The 21,806-nt window shown below is 62.7% G+C and carries 20 protein-coding genes; 10 read left to right on the forward strand and 10 right to left on the reverse strand.

All coding sequences use genetic code 11. The features are described 5' to 3' along the window. Positions 1-7: 7 nt before the first annotated feature. The 7 genes from AC1DZ8_RS10140 to AC1DZ8_RS10170 all read left to right on the forward strand — a co-directional run bounded on the left by AC1DZ8_RS10140 (position 8) and on the right by AC1DZ8_RS10170 (position 8,297). Entirely contained in the window at positions 8-1,378 is a 1,371-nt protein-coding gene (locus AC1DZ8_RS10140) for a glutamine synthetase family protein (RefSeq protein WP_477303795.1), read from the forward strand. Positions 1,379-1,509: 131 nt separating this feature from the next. Then, a complete protein-coding gene (locus AC1DZ8_RS10145; RefSeq protein ID WP_477303793.1) occupies positions 1,510-2,898 on the forward strand; it encodes an aldehyde dehydrogenase family protein in 1,389 nt (462 codons plus the stop codon). Positions 2,899-2,915: 17 nt separating this feature from the next. Continuing rightward, positions 2,916-4,088 carry an iron-containing alcohol dehydrogenase gene (locus AC1DZ8_RS10150; RefSeq protein ID WP_352556036.1) on the forward strand — a complete coding sequence of 391 codons (1,173 nt, stop codon included), beginning with the start codon at positions 2,916-2,918 and terminating at the stop codon, positions 4,086-4,088. Between the two features lie 241 nt (positions 4,089-4,329). Continuing rightward, positions 4,330-5,436 (forward strand): ABC transporter substrate-binding protein, encoded by a 1,107-nt coding sequence (locus AC1DZ8_RS10155; protein WP_142866056.1) that lies wholly within the window; start codon positions 4,330-4,332, stop codon positions 5,434-5,436. A 63-nt stretch (positions 5,437-5,499) separates the two neighbouring features. Next, entirely contained in the window at positions 5,500-6,414 is a 915-nt protein-coding gene (locus AC1DZ8_RS10160; protein ID WP_112559240.1) for an ABC transporter permease, read from the forward strand. Then, a complete protein-coding gene (locus AC1DZ8_RS10165) occupies positions 6,411-7,202 on the forward strand; it encodes an ABC transporter permease (protein WP_112559241.1) in 792 nt (263 codons plus the stop codon). The genes AC1DZ8_RS10160 and AC1DZ8_RS10165 overlap by 4 nt, the downstream gene beginning before the upstream one ends. Before the next feature lie 30 nt (positions 7,203-7,232). Continuing rightward, positions 7,233-8,297 (forward strand): ABC transporter ATP-binding protein, encoded by a 1,065-nt coding sequence (locus AC1DZ8_RS10170; protein WP_477303790.1) that lies wholly within the window; start codon positions 7,233-7,235, stop codon positions 8,295-8,297. A gap of 44 nt (positions 8,298-8,341) precedes the next feature. On the opposite strand, the gene AC1DZ8_RS10175 is transcribed toward AC1DZ8_RS10170, so the two are convergent. Both AC1DZ8_RS10175 and AC1DZ8_RS10180 read right to left on the reverse strand, forming a co-directional pair. After that, on the reverse strand, positions 8,342-8,887 hold the full coding sequence (locus AC1DZ8_RS10175) for a hypothetical protein (protein ID WP_477303788.1): 546 nt from the start codon (positions 8,885-8,887) through the stop codon (positions 8,342-8,344). Positions 8,888-8,959: 72 nt separating this feature from the next. Next, positions 8,960-9,586 (reverse strand): glutathione S-transferase family protein, encoded by a 627-nt coding sequence (locus tag AC1DZ8_RS10180; RefSeq protein WP_477303786.1) that lies wholly within the window; start codon positions 9,584-9,586, stop codon positions 8,960-8,962. A gap of 125 nt (positions 9,587-9,711) precedes the next feature. Here AC1DZ8_RS10180 and AC1DZ8_RS10185 point away from each other — a divergent pair, with 125 nt between their 5' ends. The 3 genes from AC1DZ8_RS10185 to AC1DZ8_RS10195 all read left to right on the forward strand — a co-directional run bounded on the left by AC1DZ8_RS10185 (position 9,712) and on the right by AC1DZ8_RS10195 (position 13,114). Next, the gene (locus AC1DZ8_RS10185) at positions 9,712-11,265 is read left to right on the forward strand and encodes a cation:proton antiporter (protein WP_477303784.1); all 1,554 of its coding nucleotides are present in this window, start codon (positions 9,712-9,714) and stop codon (positions 11,263-11,265) included. An 87-nt stretch (positions 11,266-11,352) separates the two neighbouring features. Continuing rightward, entirely contained in the window at positions 11,353-12,261 is a 909-nt protein-coding gene (locus AC1DZ8_RS10190; RefSeq protein ID WP_477303782.1) for an endonuclease/exonuclease/phosphatase family protein, read from the forward strand. A gap of 7 nt (positions 12,262-12,268) precedes the next feature. Continuing rightward, a complete protein-coding gene (locus AC1DZ8_RS10195; protein WP_477303780.1) occupies positions 12,269-13,114 on the forward strand; it encodes an EamA family transporter in 846 nt (281 codons plus the stop codon). A gap of 12 nt (positions 13,115-13,126) precedes the next feature. On the opposite strand, the gene AC1DZ8_RS10200 is transcribed toward AC1DZ8_RS10195, so the two are convergent. From AC1DZ8_RS10200 to AC1DZ8_RS10235, 8 genes are all read right to left on the reverse strand, one after another. Continuing rightward, entirely contained in the window at positions 13,127-14,344 is a 1,218-nt protein-coding gene (locus AC1DZ8_RS10200; protein WP_477303778.1) for an MFS transporter, read from the reverse strand. Between the two features lie 91 nt (positions 14,345-14,435). Next, the gene (locus tag AC1DZ8_RS10205) at positions 14,436-14,753 is read right to left on the reverse strand and encodes a Dabb family protein (RefSeq protein WP_477303776.1); all 318 of its coding nucleotides are present in this window, start codon (positions 14,751-14,753) and stop codon (positions 14,436-14,438) included. Positions 14,754-14,773: 20 nt separating this feature from the next. Then, positions 14,774-16,402, reverse strand: a complete 1,629-nt coding sequence (locus AC1DZ8_RS10210) for a GMC family oxidoreductase (protein WP_477303774.1) — start codon at positions 16,400-16,402, stop codon at positions 14,774-14,776. A 12-nt stretch (positions 16,403-16,414) separates the two neighbouring features. Further along, on the reverse strand, positions 16,415-17,176 hold the full coding sequence (locus tag AC1DZ8_RS10215; RefSeq protein WP_477303772.1) for a 3-ketoacyl-ACP reductase: 762 nt from the start codon (positions 17,174-17,176) through the stop codon (positions 16,415-16,417). Beyond that, positions 17,173-18,675: an FAD-dependent oxidoreductase gene (locus tag AC1DZ8_RS10220; protein ID WP_477303770.1), complete on the reverse strand. Its 1,503-nt coding sequence runs from the start codon at positions 18,673-18,675 to the stop codon at positions 17,173-17,175. Before AC1DZ8_RS10220 ends, AC1DZ8_RS10215 begins: the two co-directional genes overlap by 4 nt. A 5-nt stretch (positions 18,676-18,680) precedes the next feature. After that, positions 18,681-19,796 (reverse strand): ABC transporter ATP-binding protein, encoded by a 1,116-nt coding sequence (locus AC1DZ8_RS10225; protein ID WP_477400832.1) that lies wholly within the window; start codon positions 19,794-19,796, stop codon positions 18,681-18,683. Between the two features lie 21 nt (positions 19,797-19,817). Next, positions 19,818-20,762 (reverse strand): carbohydrate ABC transporter permease, encoded by a 945-nt coding sequence (locus AC1DZ8_RS10230; RefSeq protein ID WP_477400834.1) that lies wholly within the window; start codon positions 20,760-20,762, stop codon positions 19,818-19,820. After that, entirely contained in the window at positions 20,759-21,709 is a 951-nt protein-coding gene (locus tag AC1DZ8_RS10235) for a carbohydrate ABC transporter permease (RefSeq protein WP_477286142.1), read from the reverse strand. Before AC1DZ8_RS10235 ends, AC1DZ8_RS10230 begins: the two co-directional genes overlap by 4 nt. Positions 21,710-21,806 lie beyond the last annotated feature (97 nt).

Here is a 21,806-nt window from a genome sequence, read left to right on the forward strand (position 1 = left end):
CAAAGGAATGGCCGGAAATTTCTCATTCGATCAGTTGAAGAAAGCGGTCTCCAATGGCGAGATCGACACGGTGCTCGCCTGTATCGTCGACATGCAGGGCAGGCTCGCGGGAAAGCGTTTCCTCGCGCAATATTTCGTCGATTCCGCCCATGACGAGACGCATGGCTGCAACTATCTGCTGGCCGCCGACATCGATATGGAGCCGGTGCCAGGTTACAAGGCGGCAAGCTGGTCGAAGGGCTATGGCGACTTCGTCATGAAGCCGGATCTTTCGACGCTGCGGCGCATTCCGTGGCTGGAAAAGACAGCGCTGGTGATCTGCGACGTGCTCGACCACCACACCCATGACGACTTGCCGCATTCGCCGCGCGCCATTCTGAAGAAGCAGGTCAAGCGGCTCTCAGAGCGCGGCTATATCGGCTACTTCGCTTCCGAGCTCGAATTCTATCTGTTCAACGAGACCTACGATTCCGCCCGCAAGAAGCACTGGCAGGGTCTTGACACCGCTTCGCCCTATATCGGCGATTACCAGATCGGCATCACCACCAAGGAAGAAGGCGTCATGCGCCGGCTTCGCAACGAGATGGAAGCGGCCGGCATCCCGATCGAGAACTCCAAGGGCGAATGGGGTCCGGGCCAGGAAGAGATCAATGTGCGCTATGCCGAAGCGCTCGACATGGCCGACCGCCACGTCATCCTGAAGAACGGCGCCAAGGAGATTGCCGAGTCCGAAGGCAAGTCGATTTCCTTCATGTCGAAATACAATTACGGGCTCGCTGGCAATTCCAGCCACATCCACAATTCGCTGTGGAGCGCCGACGGCAAGACGCCTTTGTTCTTCGACAAAAAGGCGGATTGGACGCTGTCGACACTCGGCCAGCAATGGGCGGCGGGACAGTTGAAATATGCCAAGGAGTTCACCTGGTTCCTGGCGCCCTACATCAATTCCTACAAACGCTTCCAGGCCGGCACCTTCGCGCCCACCAAGATCATGTGGAGCGAGGACAACCGCACCGCCGGCTTCCGCCTGTGCGGCGAGGGCACCAAGGGCATCCGCATGGAATGCCGTATCGGCGGCGCCGATCTGAACCCGTATCTCGCCTTCGCCGCGCTGATCGCGGCCGGCCTTGCTGGCATCGATGAGAAGCTCGAATTGCAGAAGCCTTTCGTCGGCGACGCCTATCAGGCCTCGCGCCTGCCGGAGATTCCGAAGACACTGCGCGACGCCACCGAGACGCTGGCGAAGTCGAAGATGCTGAAGCAGGCGCTCGGTGACGATGTGCTCGAACATTATGTCCACACCGCCAAGTGGGAGCAGTTCGAATACGACCGCCGGATTACGGATTGGGAACTGCACAGGGGGTTCGAGCGGTACTAGGGTAGCCTGCGAAACGTCGGCTGCCTCGCACTCTTCCCCGTTGAGAATGGGGAAGGAGTGCGCCAGCGTTGGAGCGGGCAGCGCCAAGCCATGTCATTCTTGATTGTTGTAAAAGTACAAGGACTTACAAAATGACCGAAACGGTCAAACTCAAATCCCCCATCGATGGTTCGATCTATGCCGAGCGCCCGATTGCGACCGACCAGGCGATCAATGCCGCGGTCGAGCGCGCCAAGGCGGCGCAGGAGAAGTGGGCGCAGACGCCGATCGTCGAGCGCGGCAAGTATATGCTGGCGATGCTGGAAGCGCTGGTCGCCATGACCGACGAGATCGTGCCGGAGATCGCCTGGCAGATGGGCCGGCCGGTGCGTTATGGCGGCGAGTTTGGCGGCGTCAAAGAACGCACCAACTATATGGTCGAGATTGCCGAACAGGCGCTGAAATCCGTGCCGGCATCCAATCCGAAGGACGGCTTCCGCCGCTATGTGAAGAAGGATCCGCTCGGCGTCGTCATGGTGATCGCGCCGTGGAACTATCCTTATCTGACCGCAGTCAACACCATCGTGCCGGCGCTGATGGCCGGCAACACCGTCATCCTGAAACATGCGGCGCAGACGCTGCTCGTCGGCGAACGTTTCCAGCAGGCTTTCGACAAGATTGGTCTGCCCAAGGGCGTGTTCCAGAATGTCGTGCTCAACCATGCGCAGACCGAGAAGCTGCTCGGCTCAGGCAAGATCGACCATGTCAACTTCACCGGCTCGGTCGGCGGCGGCCGCGCCATCGAAAAGGCAGCGGCCGGCACTTTCATGACGCTCGGCCTCGAACTCGGCGGCAAGGATCCGGCCTATGTGCTGCCCGACGCCAAGCTCGACCATGCGGTGGCCAATCTGGTCGACGGCGCCTTCTACAATTCCGGCCAATGCTGCTGCGGCATCGAGCGCGTCTATGTGCATGAGAAGGTCTACGACCAGTTCGTCGAAGGCTTCATTGCCGAGACCAAGAACTATGTCGTCGGCAATCCGCTGGAGCAGGCGACGACAATGGGGCCGATGGCGCAGGCGCGCTTTGCCGACCTGATCCGCGAGCAGAAGGCCGAGGCGCTGCGCAAGGGCGCGGTGGCACATATCAATATGAAGGTGGCTAACGATAAAGCCGGCTCGCCCTATCTGGCGCCGGAAGTTCTGACCAGTGTCGACCACCAGATGAGCGTCATGCGCGAGGAAAGCTTTGGTCCGATCGTCGGCATCATGAAGGTGCGCAACGACGAGGAGGCGATCGCGCTGATGAATGACAGCCCCTACGGCCTGACCGCCTCGATCTGGACCGGCGACATCGAGCACGCCGTGTCGATCGGCGATCGTGTCGAGACCGGCACCGTGTTCATGAACCGCTGCGACTACCTCGATCCGGCGCTGGTCTGGACCGGCGTCAAGGACACCGGCAAGGGCGTTGCCCTGTCGGCGCTCGGCTATGACAACCTGACCCGGCCGAAATCCTTCCACCTGCGCGAAGCCATCTGATTTTTGAAAGACAAGACATGTCCAAGCTGATCTCCAAATGGAACTATCCGACCACCGTCCGCTTCGGCGCCGGGCGCATCAAGGAATTGCCCGACGTGCTGGCCGCCACCGGCATCAAGCGGCCGCTCTTCGTCACCGATCCGGGGCTGGCCAAGCTACCGGTCGTCGCTTCGACCCTAAAGATCCTCGACGACGCCAAGGTCCCCTATGGCGTGTTTTCCGAGGTGAAGCCGAACCCAGTCGATTCCAACCTCACCGCCGGCATCGCCGTGTTCAAGAAAGGCAAGCATGACGGCGTCATCGCCTTCGGTGGCGGTTCAGCGCTCGATCTCGGCAAGCTGATCGCCTTCCAGGCCGGGCAGACGCGGCCGGTGTGGGATTTCGAGGATGTCGGCGACTGGTGGACGCGCGCCAATTCGGATGCGATCGCGCCGATCATCGCGGTGCCGACCACGGCCGGCACCGGCTCGGAAGTCGGCCGCGCCGGCGTCATCACCAATGAGGCGACGCACACCAAGAAGGTGATCTTCCATCCGAAACTTTTGCCGGCAATCGTCATTGCCGATCCGGAACTCTCGGTCGGCATGCCGGGTTTCATCACCGCCGGTACCGGCATGGATGCGCTCGCCCACTGTCTCGAAGCCTATTGCGCGCCGGGCTATCACCCGATGGCCGACGGCATCGCCGTCGAAGGCATCCGCCTGGTGTTCGAGAACCTGCCCAAGGCCTATGCCAACGGCAAGGACCTGGTCGCCCGCGCCCATATGATGAGCGCGGCCGCCATGGGCGCCGCCGCCTTCCAGAAGGGGCTCGGCGCCATCCATTCGCTGTCACACCCGATCGGCGCGCTTTACGACACCCATCACGGCATGACCAATGCGGTGTTCATGCCTTATGTCCTGGCCTTCAACCGGGACTCGATCGAGGAGCGCATCGCCCGGCTCGCCGCCTATTGCGGCATCAAGGGCGGCTTCGACGGCTTTGCCAAAGCGATCATCAAGCTGCGCAAGGAGCTCAAGGTGCCGCATGCGCTGCCCGGCCTGATCAAGGGGCTCGACATGGACAAGAAGCGCAAGGGGCTGATCGCCGACATGGCGGTGGTCGATCCGACCGCCGGCGGCAACCCGGTCAAGCTGACCAAGAAGGCGGCGCTGACGCTGCTCGAAAATGCAATAGCCGGCACCGTCTGAGGCGGATTGCGGCGCCGGAAGTGATCTGGAAACGAGGGGAAAGGAAAGGGCAAGGGGGCAAAGGGCAAGGCCATAAACCATTAGCCGGGAAATTAAGTGGAGGCTGATTGCTACAGCCCGTTAAAAAGAGTTAACTTTTCGTACCGCCGGGGCCAGTTTCAAAAAGCTTTCATCTGGCTGTCATATGAAAAAGATACCGCATCGCAGGCGTCCAGCGACGCCAGTTCAACGGAGAGAACACATGTTCAAGTTTACGGGGAAAGTGCTTTCCCTATCGGCCGTCGCCCTCATGGCGACCTCTGCTATCTCATCGGCCCAGTCCATGGATGAACTGGTTGCCGCGGCGAAGAAGGAAGGCCAGCTCACCACAATTGCGCTGCCGCATGACTGGTGTGGCTATGGCGCCGTCATCGACGGTTTCAAGGCGAAGTATCCGGAAATCACCGTCAACGAACTCAATCCCGATGCCGGCTCCGGCGACGAGGTCGAGGCGATCAAGGCCAACAAGGACAACAAGGGCCCGCAGGCTCCCGACGTCATTGATGTCGGCCTATCCTTCGGCCCGACCGCCAAGGCCGACGGCCTTATCCAGGCCTACAAAGTGTCGACCTGGGACTCGATCCCGGACAGCGCCAAGGATGCCGACGGTTTCTGGACCGGCGACTACTACGGCGTGCTGTCCTTCCTGGTGAATAAGGATCTCGTCAAGGAAGCACCGGCTGACTGGGCTGACCTGCTGAAGCCGGAATTCGCCAACACCGTGGCGCTTGCAGGCGACCCGCGCGCCTCGAACCAGGCCATCCAGGCCGTCTACGCGGCGGGCCTTTCAGGCGGCGCGGCTGCCGGCGAAGCTGCCGGTACCGCCGGCCTCGACTTCTTCAAGAAGCTCAATGCCGCCGGCAATTTCGTGCCGGTCATCGGCAAGCCGGCGACCCTGGCTCAAGGCCAGACGCCGATCCTGGTGACCTGGGACTACAATGCACTTGCCGGTCGCGACACGCTGAAGGGTAATCCGCCCGTCGACGTCGTCGTGCCGAAGACGGGTGTCGTTGCCGGCGTCTACGTGCAGGCTATCAGTGCTTTCGCACCGCATCCGAACGCTGCCAAGCTGTGGCTGGAGTATCTCTACTCCGACGAAGGCCAGATCGGCTGGCTGAAAGGCTATTGCCACCCGATCCGCTTCAACGATCTTGCCAAGAACGGCAAGCTCCCGGCGGACGTGATGGCCAAGCTGCCGCCGGCTGAGGCTTACGCTGCGGCGGTGTTCCCGACGCTGGACGAGCAGGGCAAGGCAAAGGAAGCCGTCACCAAGAACTGGGATGCCGTCGTCGGCGCCAACGTCAAGTAAGGCTTGAAGCCAACCGGGCGGCCTCGCGGCCGCCCGGTTTTCCTCGGAGACGGTAGCCGGCGCATGACAGATCTCTCGCTTTCCGATCACGCAGTCGCCGGGAAGACCGCGCCGCCCAGCGAGGCGCGCGCATTGCGACTGCCGACGCAATGGCTCGGTGTCGCGCCATTTTTCATCTTCGCAATCATGTTCCTGATCTTGCCCACGCTCTATCTGATGCTGGGCGCATTCCAGAACGATGCCGGCGAATTCACGTTCGAAAACATAGCGGCCCTGGCGCAGCCATCGATTGTCGCCGCCTACTGGATCTCGCTCAAGGTCAGCCTTTCCTCGGCGCTGATCGGTGCCTTCGCCGGGCTCGCCATCGCCATCGCGATCGTGCGCGGCGGCCTGCCGGAGTGGATACGCTCGGCAACGCTAACCTTTTCCGGCGTTGCTTCCAATTTCGCCGGCGTACCGCTGGCCTTCGCCTTCCTCGCGACACTGGGACGGCTCGGTCTCGCGACGGTGCTTCTGAACACGGTGTTCGGCCTCAACATCTACGCACACGGCTTCAACATCCTGTCGTTCTGGGGCCTGACGCTCACCTATGTCTATTTCCAGATCCCGCTGATGGTGGTCATCATCACGCCGGCGATCGACGGTTTGAAGAAGGAATGGGGCGAGGCCGCCGCGACGCTCGGCGCCACCCAGGCGCAATACTGGCGCATGGTGGTGATCCCGGTGATCTGGCCGAGCTTCCTCGGCACGGTCATCCTGCTGTTTGCCAATGCCTTCGGCGCGATCGCCACCGCTTATGCGCTGACCGGCTCCTCCCTCAACATCGTGCCGATCCTGCTCTATGCGCAGATCCGCGGCGACGTGCTGCACAATGCTCATCTCGGCTATGCGATCGCCTTCGGCATGATCGTCATCACCGGGCTCGCTAATGTCTTCTACATCTGGTTCCGGACGCGTTCGGAGAGGTGGCTGAAATGAAGTCCGGCAAATTCTGGGCCTGGGTCGTCTTCGCGCTGGGCGCGGCCTATTTCTTCATTCCGCTGATCGCAACCGTGGAATTTTCCATGCGCATGCGGCGCGGCGCCTATTCCTTCGATGCCTATCAGATCGTGCTTGGCGACCCTCGTTTTCAGGCGACCTTTGGCTACTCGGTGCTCGCCGCCGTCTTCACCATCATTCTCGGCGTGTTGATCGTGGTGCCCGCCGCCTACTGGATTCGGCTGCGCCTGCCGCAACTGCGGCCGATCGTCGAGTTTATCACGTTGCTGCCGCTGGTCATTCCGGCCATCGTCATCGTCTTCGGCTATATCAGGATGTACGGTTCGAATTCGCCGCTGCCGTTCCTGGCGACTGACATGGGTACAAATGCCTTGCTGGTCATCGGTTATGCGATGCTGGCGCTGCCCTACATGTACCGTGCTGTGGACACCGGACTTCGCACCATCGACGTGCGTACGCTGACGGAAGCGGCGCAGATTCTGGGCGCCGGTTGGGGCACGATCATTGGTCGAGTGATCCTGCCCAATGTGCTGATCGCGGTGTTGTCGGGCGCCTTCCTCACGTTCGCCATCGTCATCGGCGAGTTCACCATGGCCAGCCTGCTCAATCGGCCCGCCTTCGGCCCCTATCTGCAAAACGTTGGCGCCAACCGCGCTTATGAGCCGGCGGCGCTTGCCATCATCGCCTTCGCCATCACCTGGGGCTGCATGTCGCTGATCCAGATTTTGTCCCGGTTCGCGCCGAGATCGGCGAACCGCCCGAACTGATAGACAAAGTACTGATCGAAAGAAAAAGCCATGGCCGAACCATTCCTCTCCATCCAGCATGTGCGAAAATCCTTCGGCGCCACCACTGTGGTCGAGGATTTCAATCTCGATGTCGAGCCGGGCGAATTCGTTTCCTTCCTCGGGCCGTCCGGCTGCGGCAAGACCACCGTTCTGCGCATGGTCGCCGGTTTCGAAGAGCCGTCGGCGGGCAAGATCGTCGTTGCAGGCAAGGACATCACGAGGCTGAAGCCAAACCAGCGCAATGTCGGCATGGTGTTCCAGGCCTATGCGCTGTTCCCCAACCTGACGGTGGCGCAGAACATCGGCTTTGGACTGAAGGTCGCCGGCATGCCCAGGGCAGATATCGATGCCCGCGTTGCCGAGATGCTCGACATCATCAAGCTGCCGCAGATGGCCGACCGCTATCCCTACCAGCTCTCCGGTGGCCAGCAGCAGCGTATCGCGCTGGCTCGCGCCATTGCGCCGAAGCCGAAGCTGCTCTTGCTCGATGAACCGCTGTCGGCGCTTGATGCCAAGGTGCGCGTGTCGCTGCGCGAGGAAATCCGCTCGATCCAGAAGAAGCTCGGCATCACCACCATCTTCGTCACCCATGACCAGGAAGAGGCGCTGTCGATCTCCGACCGCATCGCGGTCATGTATGGCGGCAAGGCCGAGCAGGTCGGCACGCCGTTCGAGATCTACAATCGCCCGGCAACCAAGTTCGTCGCCAATTTCGTCGGCACGCTGAACGTGCTCGAAGGCAAGGTCACCGATGCCGCGGCCGGCACGGTGCAGGTCAACACCCAGGAAGTGTCGCTGAAGGGCAAGCTCAACGGTTCGAAGTCCGGTGACATGCTGTCGCTGGCGCTCCGTCCCGAGGCGATTTCGCTGGGGCGCCAGCCCGGTCGTGACTCAAGCCTTTCGGGCGAAATCACCGAAGTGCATTTCCTCGGCTCGGTGATCCGCGTTCGCGTCGGCATAGGCGGCAACACGGTGTCGCTGGACACGTTCAACAGCCCGGCCACGCCGCCACCCGCTGTCGGCGAGAAGGCCGACATATCGTTCTCGTCGAGCGATATGCTGGTGCTGCACTAGGAACGACGGGCACCGTTTAGGTCACCGGGCAAAGGGCCGCCGTTCTATTCGGTCGGGCAGCGGCCCCAGAGCGTAGGCATTCCGTAGTCGAAATCGACCTCGATCAGCGTGTTGGGTGTCATCATCATCAATGCGCTTGTGCCATTGGCCGTTCTGAGGATCTCTTTGCCATTTCCCCCCAATGTCCCTTGGACGTCCATTTTCTCTTGGACGTTCCATCGATAGCTGTAGGTCATGCCTCTTCTGAAAATGTACTCTCTGTGGATCGCCTGCTTCGCCCGCACCGGGTGGATTATCATTTCAAAGGAATAGTCAGTCAGTTTCTTGAAGTTTACGCCGTAGTCGAGGCAATTTTTCCTTACGCCGTCCTCGCTGGTCACGTCGGCATATCCCAGATCGAGCCATTTCCCTTCCAGGAGAGGGAGGGCTTTCTCGTTCGTCTGTTGCGCCCACAGCCCCATACCTGGGTCAGACCGCGGCGTCCCCAAAAGCTTGATCTTTGCCGCTTTCAGTTCGTCGTAAAGCGCGGAAGCCTTGGCAGCGGGTGAAAGCAGTATCAGCGCGCACAATGCTATGAATAGTCTTTGCACGGAGAGCTCCTTATGCGGCTAAAACCTGTGAATTACAGCGTTCCGCAGTAAACGACCGATGCCTTCGACAGGTCAAGCCGGCGCGATGAACGGCTGCGAAATCTCCTGGAAGGCCGGCAGTGCTTCCATCCGCGCGGCGTGGGCTTCCAGCTTCGGGAAGTCGGCCAACGAAACCAGCCCCGGATGAGCATCGCCGAGGAAGCGCAGCATCACAGCCACCGCTATGTCGGCATGACCGAACTGGTTGCCGAACCACCAGGTGCCTGACCGGGCGGCGCGGTCCGCTTCAAGCACAGCCAGCACCGTCTCGATCTGCTTGCGGCAACGGCCGACCCAGAGGTCGGAGACCTTGTCGTGCAGGCGCCCTTCGTAGAACAGGCTGACGATCTTGTCGCCGAGGCCTATCGCCAGGGCAGCGACCTTAAGGGCTTGATGCCGCGTCGGTTCGCTCGCTGGAAACAGCCTCTTGTCGGTCGGCACGAGGCTGTCGAGATAGTCGAGGATCATGTGGCTCTCGATCAGCACCTCGCCATTGTCGAGCACCAGTGTCGGCACGCGCGTCAGCGGGTTGTAGGGGCGTATCTCATCGGCCTCGCCGAAGGCCGACCAGGGCCGATGTTCGAAGGCAATGCCATAGAGGGTCATGGCGATGCCGACGCGGCGGACGAAGGGCGAGTCATACTGGCCAATGAGGATCATGACCCATCCTATACGCAGGCAATCCGACCCGCGCCTACGGCCAGGAGCGGGAATGCGCTGGACAATCAACAGCATCTTGCCATCCAGCCACTGCCCATGATGCCGCTTCGCCGCTACGATGGGCCATGGCCCTTTTCGAACTGACCCTTGTCCTGCTTCTGGCTGCCGTCGCGCTGACGGCGCTGTCGCGACGGCTGGAGATTCCCTATCCGTCCCTGCTGGCTCTTGCCGGCGTCGCGATCGCCTTCGTGCCGGGTGCGCCGACGATCGAGATCGATCCGGAACTGGCGCTTGCGCTGTTCATCGCACCGGTGCTTCTCGATGCCGCCTATGACACTTCGCTGCGAGACCTGAAACGCTACCGGCTGTCGCTGGCATTGCTGGCGCTTGGCGCCGTGGTCTTCACCACCGTGGTGGTTGCCTTTGTCGGCTGGAAAATGGCCGGCCTGCCGATCGCGGCGGCGGTCGCGCTTGGCGCCATCGTCGCGCCGCCGGACGCGGTGGCCGCATCTGCCGTGCTCAGCCAGTTCAAGGTGCCGCACCGCATCACCGCCATCCTGCAGGGCGAGAGCCTGCTCAACGATGCCACCGCGCTCTTGATCTACCGGCTGGCGGTTTCGGCCGCGCTCGGCACGATCATGCTGAGCAACGCCATTCCGGTGATCCTGTTGGCAACGATCGGCAGTCTGGTCGCGGGCTATGTGTTCGGCCGGATCTCGCTGCTGACGCTTGGCCGGATCGAGGACGCGGCGAGCAGCACGGTGGTGCAGTTCGCCGGAACCTTTGCCGTCTGGATCATCGCCGACAAGCTCGGTCTGTCCGCCATCATCACCATCGTCGTCTACGCGATCACTATCGCACGCAGGGCGCCGCGGCGTATGTCGGCCAGACGCCGTGTCAGCACCTACTCGGTGTGGGAGTCGGCGGTGTTCGTGCTCAATGTGCTGGCCTTCGTGCTGATGGGCCTGCAGGCTCGCTCGATCGTCGGCCGGCTTGCCGGCGACGGGCAGGGCGAAGCCTTTCTCTTCGCGGGAACCGTGCTGGTGGTCGTCATCGTGGCGCGGCTGGTCTGGGTCGGGAGTTACGTCGCCATCATCAGATGGCTTGCCCGCCTCGGCAGCGAAGAGGCACGGCGCGATCTGCCGACATTTGGCGGCGCCGTGCTGGTCGGCTGGTGCGGCATGCGCGGGCTGGTGACGCTGGTGGTGGCCATTGCCCTGCCGGCCGATTTTCCCCACCGCGACCCGATCGTGCTTGCCGCCTTCGCAGTGGTTCTGGGCACGCTGGTGCTTCAGGGCATGACCCTGAAGCCGCTGCTGCGCTGGATCAACTTCGATCCGGACAGAACGGTCGACAACGAGGTTGCGCAGGCGCGCGTTGCTATCATGCAGGCCGCACTCGACGTGCTGAACCGGAAGACTTCCGCCGCGGCCGCCGTCGTGCGCGAGCAGTATGAGGCGCAGCGCGTGATCGCGGAAAATCCGGATGACGCTCAAGCCGCGACCGAATATGACCGGCTGCGCCTCTATGCCATCAACCGCCAGCGCGACACGCTGGAAGAACTGCGCCGCAACGGCACGATCGGCGACGAGGCTTATCATCGGCTGGAGGAAGAGATCGACTGGGCGGAACTGGCGGCGTCGCCGGCGGGAAGTTTTCAGCCGCTCACCACTTGGTAAGCTGGCCCAGCGCCGTTGCCGCGGCGGTCCATTGCAAGCCTATCGCCGAACCGCTACTGCCAACAGCGAAACTGAGCCGGATAAGCAATGAAGCTGGTCAGCTACAACATCCAGTACGGGTTCGGCAGCGACGGCCGTTACGATCTGACGCGCGCCGCGCGGATCGTTGACGGCGCTGACATCATCGCTCTGCAGGAGGTTGAGCGGCACTGGCAGCGGAGCAATGAGGACGACCAGCCGGAGGTCCTGTCGCGACTGCTGCCCGACTATCACTGGGTCTACGGCCCGGCCTTCGACATGGATGCCAGCGAGCGGCGCGACGGACGCATCGTCAGCCGCCGCCGGCAGTTCGGCACCATGCTGCTGTCGAAACTGCCGATCGTCTGGTCGCGGCTGCACGCGCTGCCAATGCGGCGCACGCTGAGGCCGCTCAACACCCGCAACGCCGCACTCGAATGCATGATCCGCACACCGGCCGGCCCGGTGCGTTTCCTGTCGCTGCATCTCGCCCATATCGCGGCGGAGGAGCGGCTGGAACAGATCGACTATTTGCTCAACGAGCATCGCCGCGCGCCGTCCGAAGGCGGACCGTGGAGCGGCATCGACGACGAGCCTTCGCGCAACTGGACCAGCGGGGAAGCCGAGCCGGAAAGCCCGACGGCAGCTATCTGGATGGGCGATTTCAACATGGAACCGGGAAGTGCCGAGTATCGCCGCATCGTCGGCAGCACGCCATACCATCGCGGCGCCGCCTATCTCGATGGCTTTGTCGATGCGGCTTCGGTCGCCAGCGAGCCGACGGCGGATTTCCACACCCACGTAAAGACCATCGACGGCAAGGTGACGAAGCGCCGGCTCGACCATTGCTTCCTCGGTGGCATGTTCTCGGACCGCGTCCGCTCGGTCCGTGCCGATATCGGCGAGGTGGCGTCCGATCACTTCCCGGTTCGGGTCGACATCGACCTCGAAACGCCTTTGGGCTCGGGAGGTCGTTGAGCCCTCCATGACGCTTTTCGTCTTCTTCGCGGTGCTTGCCGCTGCCGCCATGCATGCGATCTGGAACGCGCTGGTCAAGGTGCATCTCGACCGCTTCCTGTCGATCACGCTGATGACGCTGGGCATGGGCTTTGCCGCGCTGTTCGTGCTGCCTTTCGTCGAGTTTCCGAAGGTCGAAGTGTGGCCCTATATCATCGCCTCGGTGATCTTTCACATGGGCTACCGGACCTTCCTGATCGGCGCCTACAAGGCGGGTGATTTCGCCCAGACCTATCCGCTGGCGCGCGGCACGGCGCCGCTGCTGACCGCGCTCGGCGGCATTGTCGTGGTGCAGGAGATGCCGGCGCCTTTCGCCATCCTCGGCATCCTGCTGCTGTCGGCCGGAACGCTGGTGATGTCGTTTCGCGGCGGCGTACATCTGGAGCGGTTCAATCTTCGCGCGGTCGGCTTTGCGCTCGGCACCTCGATCTTTATCTCCAGCTACACGCTCTCCGACGGCAGCGGTGCTCGGCTGGCGGCGACGGCGCAGAGCTATGCCGCCTGGCTGTTCATCTGCGACGCCTTTGGCGCGCTGGTGCTGTGCCTCGTCTTCCGCGGGCCCAAGGCACTGCCCGTGCTGGCGCGCGACTGGAAGGCGGGGCTGTTCACCGGCGTGCTCAGCGGTGCCGCCTACTGGATCGTGATGTGGGCGATGACCAAGGCGCCGATCGCCTCGGTGGCGTCGCTGCGCGAGACCTCGATCCTGTTTGCCATGATGATCTCGGTCTTCGCGCTGGGCGAAAAGATGACTGGCTGGCGCGGCGCCGCTGCGCTCAGCATCGTCGCCGGCGTCGTGGCCCTCAGAATGGGATGAGGGCCTAGTTCTTCAGCCGAGCACCGTCATCACCCGGCCGCGCCGCTCCGGACTGAAGCGGATGACGACGATGATGCAGACGGCGACCACGCCGGCAAACAGCGCCAGCGCGTAGCCATAGCTGCCTCCGGGCGCCTCGGCGATGCCGGCCTGGTAGGGGCCGCCATAGGACGCCGCGAGATTGCCGGCCTGGTAGATGAAGCCGGGCAAGGTCGCCCGCACCGCACCCGGCGACAGCTCGTTGAGGTGCACCGGGATGACGCCCCAGGCGCCTTGCACGGCGACCTGCATGACGAAAGCGCCGATGGCCAGCATGAAGGGGGTCGAGCTGTAAGCCCAGAGCGGGATCGCCGGCAGCGCGATCAGACAGGCGAGCGTGATCGCGTTGATGCGGCCGATCTTCTCCGACAGCGCGCCGAACGCAAGCCCGCCGACGATGGCGCCGATATTGGCGACGATGGTGATCCAGCTCACCGTATGCGGGTCGAAGCCATGCTGCTTCTTCAGGAAGGTCGGATAGAGATCCTGCGTGCCGTGGCTGAAGAAGTTGAAGAACATCATCAGCACGACCGCATAGACGGCAACGCCCCAGTGCTTCTGCAGCGTTTCAAGAAGTCCCGGTTTGACGGATTTCTGCGCCTCGACGAAAGCCGGCGATTCCGGCACGTGCGAGCGGATGAACAGAACGATCAGCGCCGGCAGGAAGGAGAGCAGGAACATGGCGCGCCAGCCGATCGTGTAGCCGCCGATCGTCTGCTGGTAGAGCAGGCCATAGACCACGGCCGCCAGCAGATAGCCGGTCGGATAGCCGCATTGCAGGATGCCCGAGACCATGCCGCGCGCATTCGGCGGAATGGACTCCATGGCGAGCGAGCTGCCCAGCCCCCATTCGCCGCCCATGGCGATGCCGAACAGAGCGCGCAGCGCGAGGAAAATGCCGAGATTGGGCGAGAAGGCGGCCAGCGCGCCGATCACCGAATAGCTGACGATGTTGAGCATGAGGATGGGCCTGCGGCCGTATTTGTCGGCGAGCATGCCAAAGAAGAAGGCGCCGATGAAGCGCGTCGCCAGCGTCAGGAACAGCGCCTTGGAGACCGCAGGAACGTCGGTGTTGAATTCGGTTGCGATGTCGGTGAGCAGGAAGGTCAGAAGGAAGAAATCGAAAGCGTCGAGCGTCCAGCCGAGGAAGGAGGCAAGGACGGTTTTCTTCTGTTGCGAGGTGAGGGCCACGACGTTGCTCCAATGCACCCCCCAGGCAACGATATGTTCCTCGGGCCGCAAAAGAGAACAGGTGGTCAGCCGGCTTTTGAAAGAAGCGCGGTCACTTTTTCGAGATATCGAGATCGAATACCATCAGTCCGTCGGTGCCGCCTTCAAGTGCGGTGACCAAGCGGGCGCCGGCGCGCTGATGCGCTTCATGCACCAGATAGGCGTCGCGGGCGGCGGCATCGCGGAAGTCGATGGTGAAGCCATGGCTGAAGCCGCGCGCGAACGGCTCCGGGCTGACATTGGCGCTGAAATGGACTGTGTCCATGCCGTCGACAACGGAGCGCAGCGCCTCGAGATCGGCGTGGATTGTCGCCCGTTCGGCGTCGGCGACATCGCTGCGGAAGCGGACGAAGACGCAGTGCCTGATCATTGATTGGCTCTCCTGAGTGGCTATGCGGCGCGATTGCCGGAAAACACCGCCGGCGGCAGCGGCTCGCGGCCGAGGATGATGTCGGCGCCTTTTTCGCCGACCATGATGGTCGGCGCATTGGTGTTGGAGGAGGGCACGCGCGGCATCACCGAAGCGTCGCAGACACGCAGGCCTTCGATGCCGCGCAGGCGCAAATCCGGCGTCACCACGGCCATGGCATCATTGCCCATGCGGCAGGTGCCAACCGGATGATGGTCGGTCTTGGCGGTGCGGCAGGCGTAATCGATCAGCTCGTCATCGCCGGCAAGCGACGGGCCAGGCAGCACCTCGCGCAGAACGTAAGGGACAAGCGCCTTCTGCCGCATGATTTCGCGCGCCAGTCTCAGGCCCTTGACCGACATCTCGCGGTCATAAGGGTCAGACCAGTAGTTGGGATCGATCAGCGGGTGGTCGGCCGGATCGCCGCTCTTCAGCCGCACCGTGCCGCGCGAGCGCGGGCGCAGGAAGGCCGAATTCAAGGTGACGCCCGGGTTGTTCAGCTTCTCGACGCCGGCCTCGATGCCGGAGCCGAGGCCGAGATGGAACTGGATGTCGGGCGAGGCGGCGGTCGGGTCGGCGTACCAGAAGCCGCCGGTCTCGAACAGGCTGGAGGCGACCGGTCCTTTCTTCAACAGCAGATACTGCAAGCCGGCCCATGCCGTGCGGTGCAGCTTGGCGTAGTTGTCATAGGTGTGGTCGCCGGTGCATTCGGCGATGACAAACAAATCGAGATGGTCCTGCATGTTGGAGCCGACGCCGGGCAGATCATGCACCGGCGTCACGCCAACCGATTTCAGATGATCGGCCGGGCCGATGCCGGACTGCATCAACAGCTTCGGCGAACCGATGGCGCCGGACGAGACGATCACTTCGCGTTCGGCGCGCAGGATGGTCTTCTGGCCGCCGGGTTTGTCGACGATCTCGACGCCGATGGCGCGGCCTTTCTCGACGACGATGCGGGTCACCAGCACATCGGTCCTGACGGTCAGGTTCTTGCGGGCGCGGATCGGCTTCAGATAGGCGACCGAAGCGGATGAACGCCGGGCGTCCTTCTGGGTCAGTTGGTAGTAGCCGACCCCTTCCTGGCTGGCGCCGTTGAAGTCCGGGTTGAAGGGAATACCCATCTCCTGGCCGGCGCGAAAATAGGCCTCGCAAATCGGCAGCGGCGAAATCGGGTTCGACACGCCGAGCGGCCCCTGGTCGCCATGAAAATCGTTGGCGAAGCGCTGGTTGTTCTCGGCCCGCTTGAAATAGGGCAGCACGTCGCGGTAACCCCATCCCGCGAGGCCCTCTTCCTTCTCCCAGGCGTCGTAATCGCGGGCGTTGCCGCGCGTGTAGATCTGGGCGTTGATGGACGAGCCGCCGCCGACCACCTTGGCCTGCGTGTACCAGAAGACGCGGTCTTGCATGTGCTTCTGCGGCACGGTCGACCAGCCCCAGGACGCGATGCCCTTGGTCATCTTGGCAAAGCCCGCCGGCATGTGGATATAGGGGTGCCAGTCCTTGCCGCCGGCTTCCAGCAACAGAACCGAATTTGAGGGTTCCTCACTCAGCCTGTTGGCCAGAACGCAGCCGGCTGGGCCGGCGCCTACGATGATATAGTCGGTCATGACACCATCCACTTACAGTCGCGGCACGGAGAGTGCGCCGTCGACATTGATGATCGAGCCGGTCGAAAAGCCGAGCTTGCCGGCAGCAAGCGTCGCCACCACAGCGCCGATGTCGGATGCTTCGCCCCAGCGCTTTGCTGGCACCAGCCCGCCATCGATCAAGGCATCGTATTTGGCGGTGACGCCCGCCGTCATCTCGGTGCGGATGATGCCCGGGCGTAGCTCGAACACGCCGATGTTTTCAGGTGCCAGGCGGAGCGCCAGGTTCTTCACCCACATGGAAAGCCCGGCTTTCGAGATGCAGTAGTCGGCGCGTTCCGGCGAGGCCATTTCGGCGCTGACGGAGGTGATGGTGATGATCGACCGGGGAAGATCGCCGGGCGCTGCCAGCATCGCCTTGGCGACGGCCTGGCTGAGGAAGACAGTGCCGCGCAGATTGATGCCGAGCGCGCGGTCGAAATTTTCCGGTTTCAGCTCCAGCAAATCGCCGCGCACGACGGCGCCGACGCCGGCGTTGTTGACGAGGCAGTCGATGCGGCCGAAGGCGCTTGTGGCTTTGTCGACCAGCGCGGCGTGACCGGCGAGATCGGCGATATCGCAGCTGGTATAGGCGAACGTCGCGCCGCGCCCGGTGATGTTCTCTGACAGCCCGTCAGCGGCCTTGTCGGCAAGATCGGCGACCAGAATGTCGAAGCCGGCATCGGCCAGCGCCTCGGCGCAGGCCAGCCCAATGCCGCGCGCGCCGCCGGTGACGATTGCCGCGGGGCGGGTCATGCCGCGAGGTCCGTTCGGCGAATATGATCGGCAACCCGCAGTGCCTGTGCTGCAATCGACAGCGCGGGATTCACCGCGGCCGAGTTCGGCAGGAAACCAGCGTCGACCACGAACAGATTCGGATGATCAAAGGCGCGGCAGAAGGGGTCGAGTGGCGACGTCGCTGGGTCGTCGCCCATCTTGACCGTGCCGCATTGATGCGAGGGCGTGCGCTTGTCGAAGGGACGCGACAGCACGATGGGATAACCGCAGGCGCGGAAATGTTCGCGCATGACCTTGGTCAGCCCGTCGAGCGACTGCATGTTGGAGCGCCGCCACTGCATGACGATGTCCTTGCCGTCGACCATGATACGGCTTTCCGGATCGGGCAGATCCTCGCACATCAAATACCAGTCGACGGCGTGGCCGGCCATGTAATCGAGCACGAATTTCGGCACTGACTTCACATTGGCCTTCAGCATGTTGCCGTCGATCTTGCCGAGCAACTGGACATTGCCGAGCGGCTTGCCGCCCTTGCCGTCGGAGAGATAGTAGTCGTTCAGCATCAGCGTCTTCTGGTAGACGGAATCGTTGCGGCGACGCGGATCGATCGCCAGCATGGCGCTCGAATTGTGGTTCATGAAATTGCGGCCGACCTGGTCGGAGCGGTTGGCGAGACCTTTGCCATCTGAGGATGGCGAACGCAGCAGGATCACGGCGGAATTGACGGCGCCGGCGGACAGGATGATCAGCTTCGGCGACACTTTCTTCAGCTCGCCATTCTGCCGGTAGTGGATGACCGATATGCTTTTGCCGTCCGACGCAGCCTCGAGATATTCGACATAGCAGCCGGTCTCGAGCCGGATGTTGCTGTCCTTGAGCGCTGCCGCCAGCGGTGCCGTCTGGGCGTCCATCTTGCCCTGGCCGGTGTTCGGGAAAGCATCCCAGCCGGTCTTGCCTTCCTTCAGCCATGTGTCGATGTCGACGCCGAGCGGCAGCGAGGCCGGGTGCAGGCCGAGGCTCTTGAGTTCGGCGCGGGCGCGCGCGATCGGCGCTTCGTCGGGTACCGGCTTGAAGGCATAAGGGATTGAATGGAACGGTTCGGTCGGGTCTTCGCCCAGCGTGCCGCGGACGCGAAACAGTTGTTCGGCTTTCGAATACCAGGGCTCGAACTCGTCATAGGAAAACGGCCAGGCCGGCGACACGCCGCCGAAGTGCTCCATGGCCGCAAAATCTTCCTTGCGATAGCGGATCAGAACCGCGCCGTAGAATTTCGAATTGCCGCCGACATAGTAGTAATTGCCGGGGTTGAAGGCGGCGCCGCCGGCCTCGCGCCACATCTCATTGGGACGGTAGTGGCCATCGACGAAGATCGAGCGCGTGTCGCGGGCATGTGGCGTTGCCGGCAAGGGTTCGCCCCGCTCCAGCATCAGGATCGAGGCGCCACTGCCGGCCAGACCGGAGGCGATCGTGGCGCCGCCGATGCCGGAGCCGATGATGACGATATCGGGGCTGTTCATCTCGATCAGCGGATGCGGTGTTCGGTCGCCGGATCGAAGAACACTGCCTTGGTTAGGTTGAAGGCGAGCGGCGTGCTGGTGCCCGGCTGGATATTGGCGTCGGCGCGCAGCCGCGCCACAACGGGCTTGCCGCCGAGATTGGTGACCGCGAACGTGTCGGAGCCCGCCGGCTCGACCACCTCGATGTGCAGGTCGGCGGTGGCGATGTTGGAGGCGTTGCGTTCCGCACCTTCCGGATCGGTCAGCGCTTCAGGCCGCACGCCGAAGATGATCGGCTTGCCCTGGAAGGCCGAGAGACCCGCCGGTGCATTGGCCATCGGCAGCGTGATCGGCTCGCGCGCCTCGCGCTGCAAGACGACGGACAGCGCATTGCCCGACGTGGCAATGGTCGCCGGGATCAGGTTCATCGCCGGCGAGCCCATGAAGTCGGCGACGAACAGATTGGTCGGGTTGTTGTAGATCTCGGCCGGGGTGCCGAACTGCTGCACCTCGCCGTCGCGCATGACGGCGATCTTGGTCGCCAGCGTCATCGCCTCGATTTGGTCGTGGGTGACGTAGACGATGGTCGTGCCGGTGGTGGCATGCAGGCGCTTGATCTCGATGCGCATGTCGACGCGCAGCTTGGCGTCGAGGTTGGACAAAGGCTCGTCGAACAGGAACAGTTTGGGGTCGCGCACCAGCGCGCGGCCCATGGCGACGCGTTGGCGCTGGCCGCCGGAAAGCTGGCTCGGCTTGCGGTTGAGCAGGTGGCCGATCTGCAGCACTTTGGCCACCTTGTCGATCGCCTTCTGGCGCTCGTCGGCCGGTACGCCGCGCATCTCCATGCCGAAGGAGATGTTTCCGGCCACCGTCATGTTCGGGTAGAGCGCATAGCTCTGGAACACCATGGCGATGTCGCGCTTGGAAGGATGCAGATCGTTGATGGCGCGGCCGTCGACGCGGATCTCCCCCTCGGTGATCTGCTCCAGGCCGGCGATGGTGTTGAGCAGAGTGGACTTGCCGCAGCCGGACGGGCCGACCAGCACCAGGAAGCCGCCCTTTTCGAGCTCGACATCGATGCCCTTCAGGATCTCCACATTCCCGAAGCGCTTCTTCAGCCCATCAATTTCCAGAAAAGCCATGGGTTATTCCTTCCTGATAGCTCAGCCTTTGACCGCACCTGCCATCAGCCCGCGCACGAAATAGCGGCCGGCGACGACATAGACGATCAGGGTGGGCAGGGCCGCGATCATCGCGGCCGCCATGTTGACATTGTATTCGACGACGCCGGTCGAGGTGTTGACGACGTTGTTGAGCGCCACCGTCATCGGCATGGAGTCGCCTGTGCCGGCATAAGCGGAGGCAAACAGGAAGTCGTTCCAGATGTTGGTGAACTGGTAGATCACGGTGACGACGAAGATCGGCATCGAGTTCGGCAGCATGATGCGGCGGAAGATCTGGAAGAACGAGGCGCCGTCGACCTGTGCCGCCTTGATCAGTTCGTTCGGGAACGCTTCGTAATAGTTGCGGAAGAACAGCGTGGTGAAGCCGATGCCGTAAACGACGTGGACGAAGACCAGATTTACCGTCGGGTTGCCGAGGCCGAAGCTGGTGCCGACCGAGTTCTGCAACGACACGCCGAAGCGTCCCAGGCTGCCGAGGATGGTCGCCATCGGCAGCAGCACCGACTGGAACGGAATGAAGCAGGCAAAGAGCATCAGCCCGAACACCAGCGTGGCGCCGCGGAAACGCCATTTGGTCAAGACGTAGCCGTTGAGCGCGCCGAGCATGGTCGAGATCAGCACGGCCGGAACCACCATCTTGATGGAGTTCCAGAAATAGCCCTTGATGCCGGCGCAGGTCAGGCCGACGCAGGTCTCGCCCCAGGCCTTCAGCCAGGGGTCGAAGGTGGGCGCTTTGGGCAGCGCCAGCATGTTGCCGTTCTGGATCTCGTCCATGGTCTTGAACGACGTGACCAGCATGACGAACAGCGGCATCAGGTAGAACAGCGCAAACAGCGCCAGCAACCCGTAGATGACGACACGGTTGAGGGTCTTGGTGCTCATGCCGCCGGAGGCCTGGCGGGCAGGGGTGGCGACGGCGTTCATCGCGGCTTCTCCCGCAGTTCGGAATAGAGATAGGGAACGATGATGGCGACGATGGTCATCAGCATGATCACGGCACTTGCCGAACCGACCGCCATTTCGTTGCGCTTGAAGGTGTACTCATACATGAAGTTGGACGGCAGCCAGGCCGAGCCGCCAGGGCCGCCGCTGGTGAGTGCGACGACAAGGTCGTACGACTTGATGGCGAGGTGAGCGAGCACGATGAAGGCCGACAGGAAGATGGGGCGCAGCAGCGGAATGACGATGCGGCGGTAAAGCTGGAAGGTGGTGGCGCCGTCGATCTGCGCCGCCTTCATGATCTCGCCGTCAATGCCCCGCAGGCCGGCCAGGAACATCGCCATGATAAAGCCGGAGGCCTGCCAGACGCCGGCGATGACCACCGTGTAAATGACGAAATCCTTGTTCTTGATCCAGTCGAAATGGAAGCTCGTCCAGCCCCATTGATGCAAGGTCTGCTCGAGGCCGAGACCCGGATCGAGGAACCATTTCCAGGCGACGCCGGTGACGATGAAGGACAGCGCCATCGGGTAGAGATAGATCGGCCGCAAGACGCCTTCGCCGCGGATCTTCTGGTCGAGCAGGATGGCTAGGAACAGGCCGAGCGCCAGGCAAATGGCGATGTAGAGAAAGCCGAAAATGCCCATATTGACGATCGACGTGTACCAGCTCGATGGCGGGTCAGAGTCGAAAGTCCAGCCCCATAGCCGTTGATAGGCGCGCGGTCCGGTGATGACATAGGACGGGAAGGTCTTGGAATTGGTGAAGGACAGATAGACTGTCCACAGGATGAAGCCGTAGACGAAGACGATGGTGATGGCGAAGCTCGGCGCCAGCACGATCTTCGGCAGCGCGTCCTGCAGGCGCGAGCGCACCGAGGGGCGCGACCGCTCCGGCGTCAGCTTGATCTGGCTTGTCGCTACACTGCTCATGAGGCTCCTCCCGTTTCGGGTCGTCCATGCTCTGCCGTCAGGCGGCAAGGCGGCCCCGTGCATACGGGTCTTCAGTCGGCATGGTGTTCAAGCCGGC

It is taken from the genome of Mesorhizobium sp. P2_F7, assembly GCF_056403695.1.

Excerpts from the sequence above, each read along its gene's own strand:
- AC1DZ8_RS10140 (WP_477303795.1), top strand. The coding sequence starts at position 8 with ATGGCCGGAAATTTCTCATTCGATCAGTTGAAGAAAGCGGTCTCCAAT.
- AC1DZ8_RS10145 (WP_477303793.1), top strand. The coding sequence starts at position 1,510 with ATGACCGAAACGGTCAAACTCAAATCCCCCATCGATGGTTCGATCTAT.
- AC1DZ8_RS10150 (WP_352556036.1), top strand. The coding sequence starts at position 2,916 with ATGTCCAAGCTGATCTCCAAATGGAACTATCCGACCACCGTCCGCTTC.
- AC1DZ8_RS10155 (WP_142866056.1), top strand. The coding sequence starts at position 4,330 with ATGTTCAAGTTTACGGGGAAAGTGCTTTCCCTATCGGCCGTCGCCCTC.
- AC1DZ8_RS10160 (WP_112559240.1), top strand. The coding sequence starts at position 5,500 with ATGACAGATCTCTCGCTTTCCGATCACGCAGTCGCCGGGAAGACCGCG.
- AC1DZ8_RS10165 (WP_112559241.1), top strand. The coding sequence starts at position 6,411 with ATGAAGTCCGGCAAATTCTGGGCCTGGGTCGTCTTCGCGCTGGGCGCG.
- AC1DZ8_RS10170 (WP_477303790.1), top strand. The coding sequence starts at position 7,233 with ATGGCCGAACCATTCCTCTCCATCCAGCATGTGCGAAAATCCTTCGGC.
- AC1DZ8_RS10180 (WP_477303786.1), bottom strand. The coding sequence starts at position 9,586 with ATGATCCTCATTGGCCAGTATGACTCGCCCTTCGTCCGCCGCGTCGGC.
- AC1DZ8_RS10185 (WP_477303784.1), top strand. The coding sequence starts at position 9,712 with ATGGCCCTTTTCGAACTGACCCTTGTCCTGCTTCTGGCTGCCGTCGCG.
- AC1DZ8_RS10190 (WP_477303782.1), top strand. The coding sequence starts at position 11,353 with ATGAAGCTGGTCAGCTACAACATCCAGTACGGGTTCGGCAGCGACGGC.
- AC1DZ8_RS10195 (WP_477303780.1), top strand. The coding sequence starts at position 12,269 with ATGACGCTTTTCGTCTTCTTCGCGGTGCTTGCCGCTGCCGCCATGCAT.
- AC1DZ8_RS10205 (WP_477303776.1), bottom strand. The coding sequence starts at position 14,753 with ATGATCAGGCACTGCGTCTTCGTCCGCTTCCGCAGCGATGTCGCCGAC.
- AC1DZ8_RS10210 (WP_477303774.1), bottom strand. The coding sequence starts at position 16,402 with ATGACCGACTATATCATCGTAGGCGCCGGCCCAGCCGGCTGCGTTCTG.
- AC1DZ8_RS10215 (WP_477303772.1), bottom strand. The coding sequence starts at position 17,176 with ATGACCCGCCCCGCGGCAATCGTCACCGGCGGCGCGCGCGGCATTGGG.
- AC1DZ8_RS10220 (WP_477303770.1), bottom strand. The coding sequence starts at position 18,675 with ATGAACAGCCCCGATATCGTCATCATCGGCTCCGGCATCGGCGGCGCC.
- AC1DZ8_RS10225 (WP_477400832.1), bottom strand. The coding sequence starts at position 19,796 with ATGGCTTTTCTGGAAATTGATGGGCTGAAGAAGCGCTTCGGGAATGTG.
- AC1DZ8_RS10230 (WP_477400834.1), bottom strand. The coding sequence starts at position 20,762 with ATGAACGCCGTCGCCACCCCTGCCCGCCAGGCCTCCGGCGGCATGAGC.
- AC1DZ8_RS10235 (WP_477286142.1), bottom strand. The coding sequence starts at position 21,709 with ATGAGCAGTGTAGCGACAAGCCAGATCAAGCTGACGCCGGAGCGGTCG.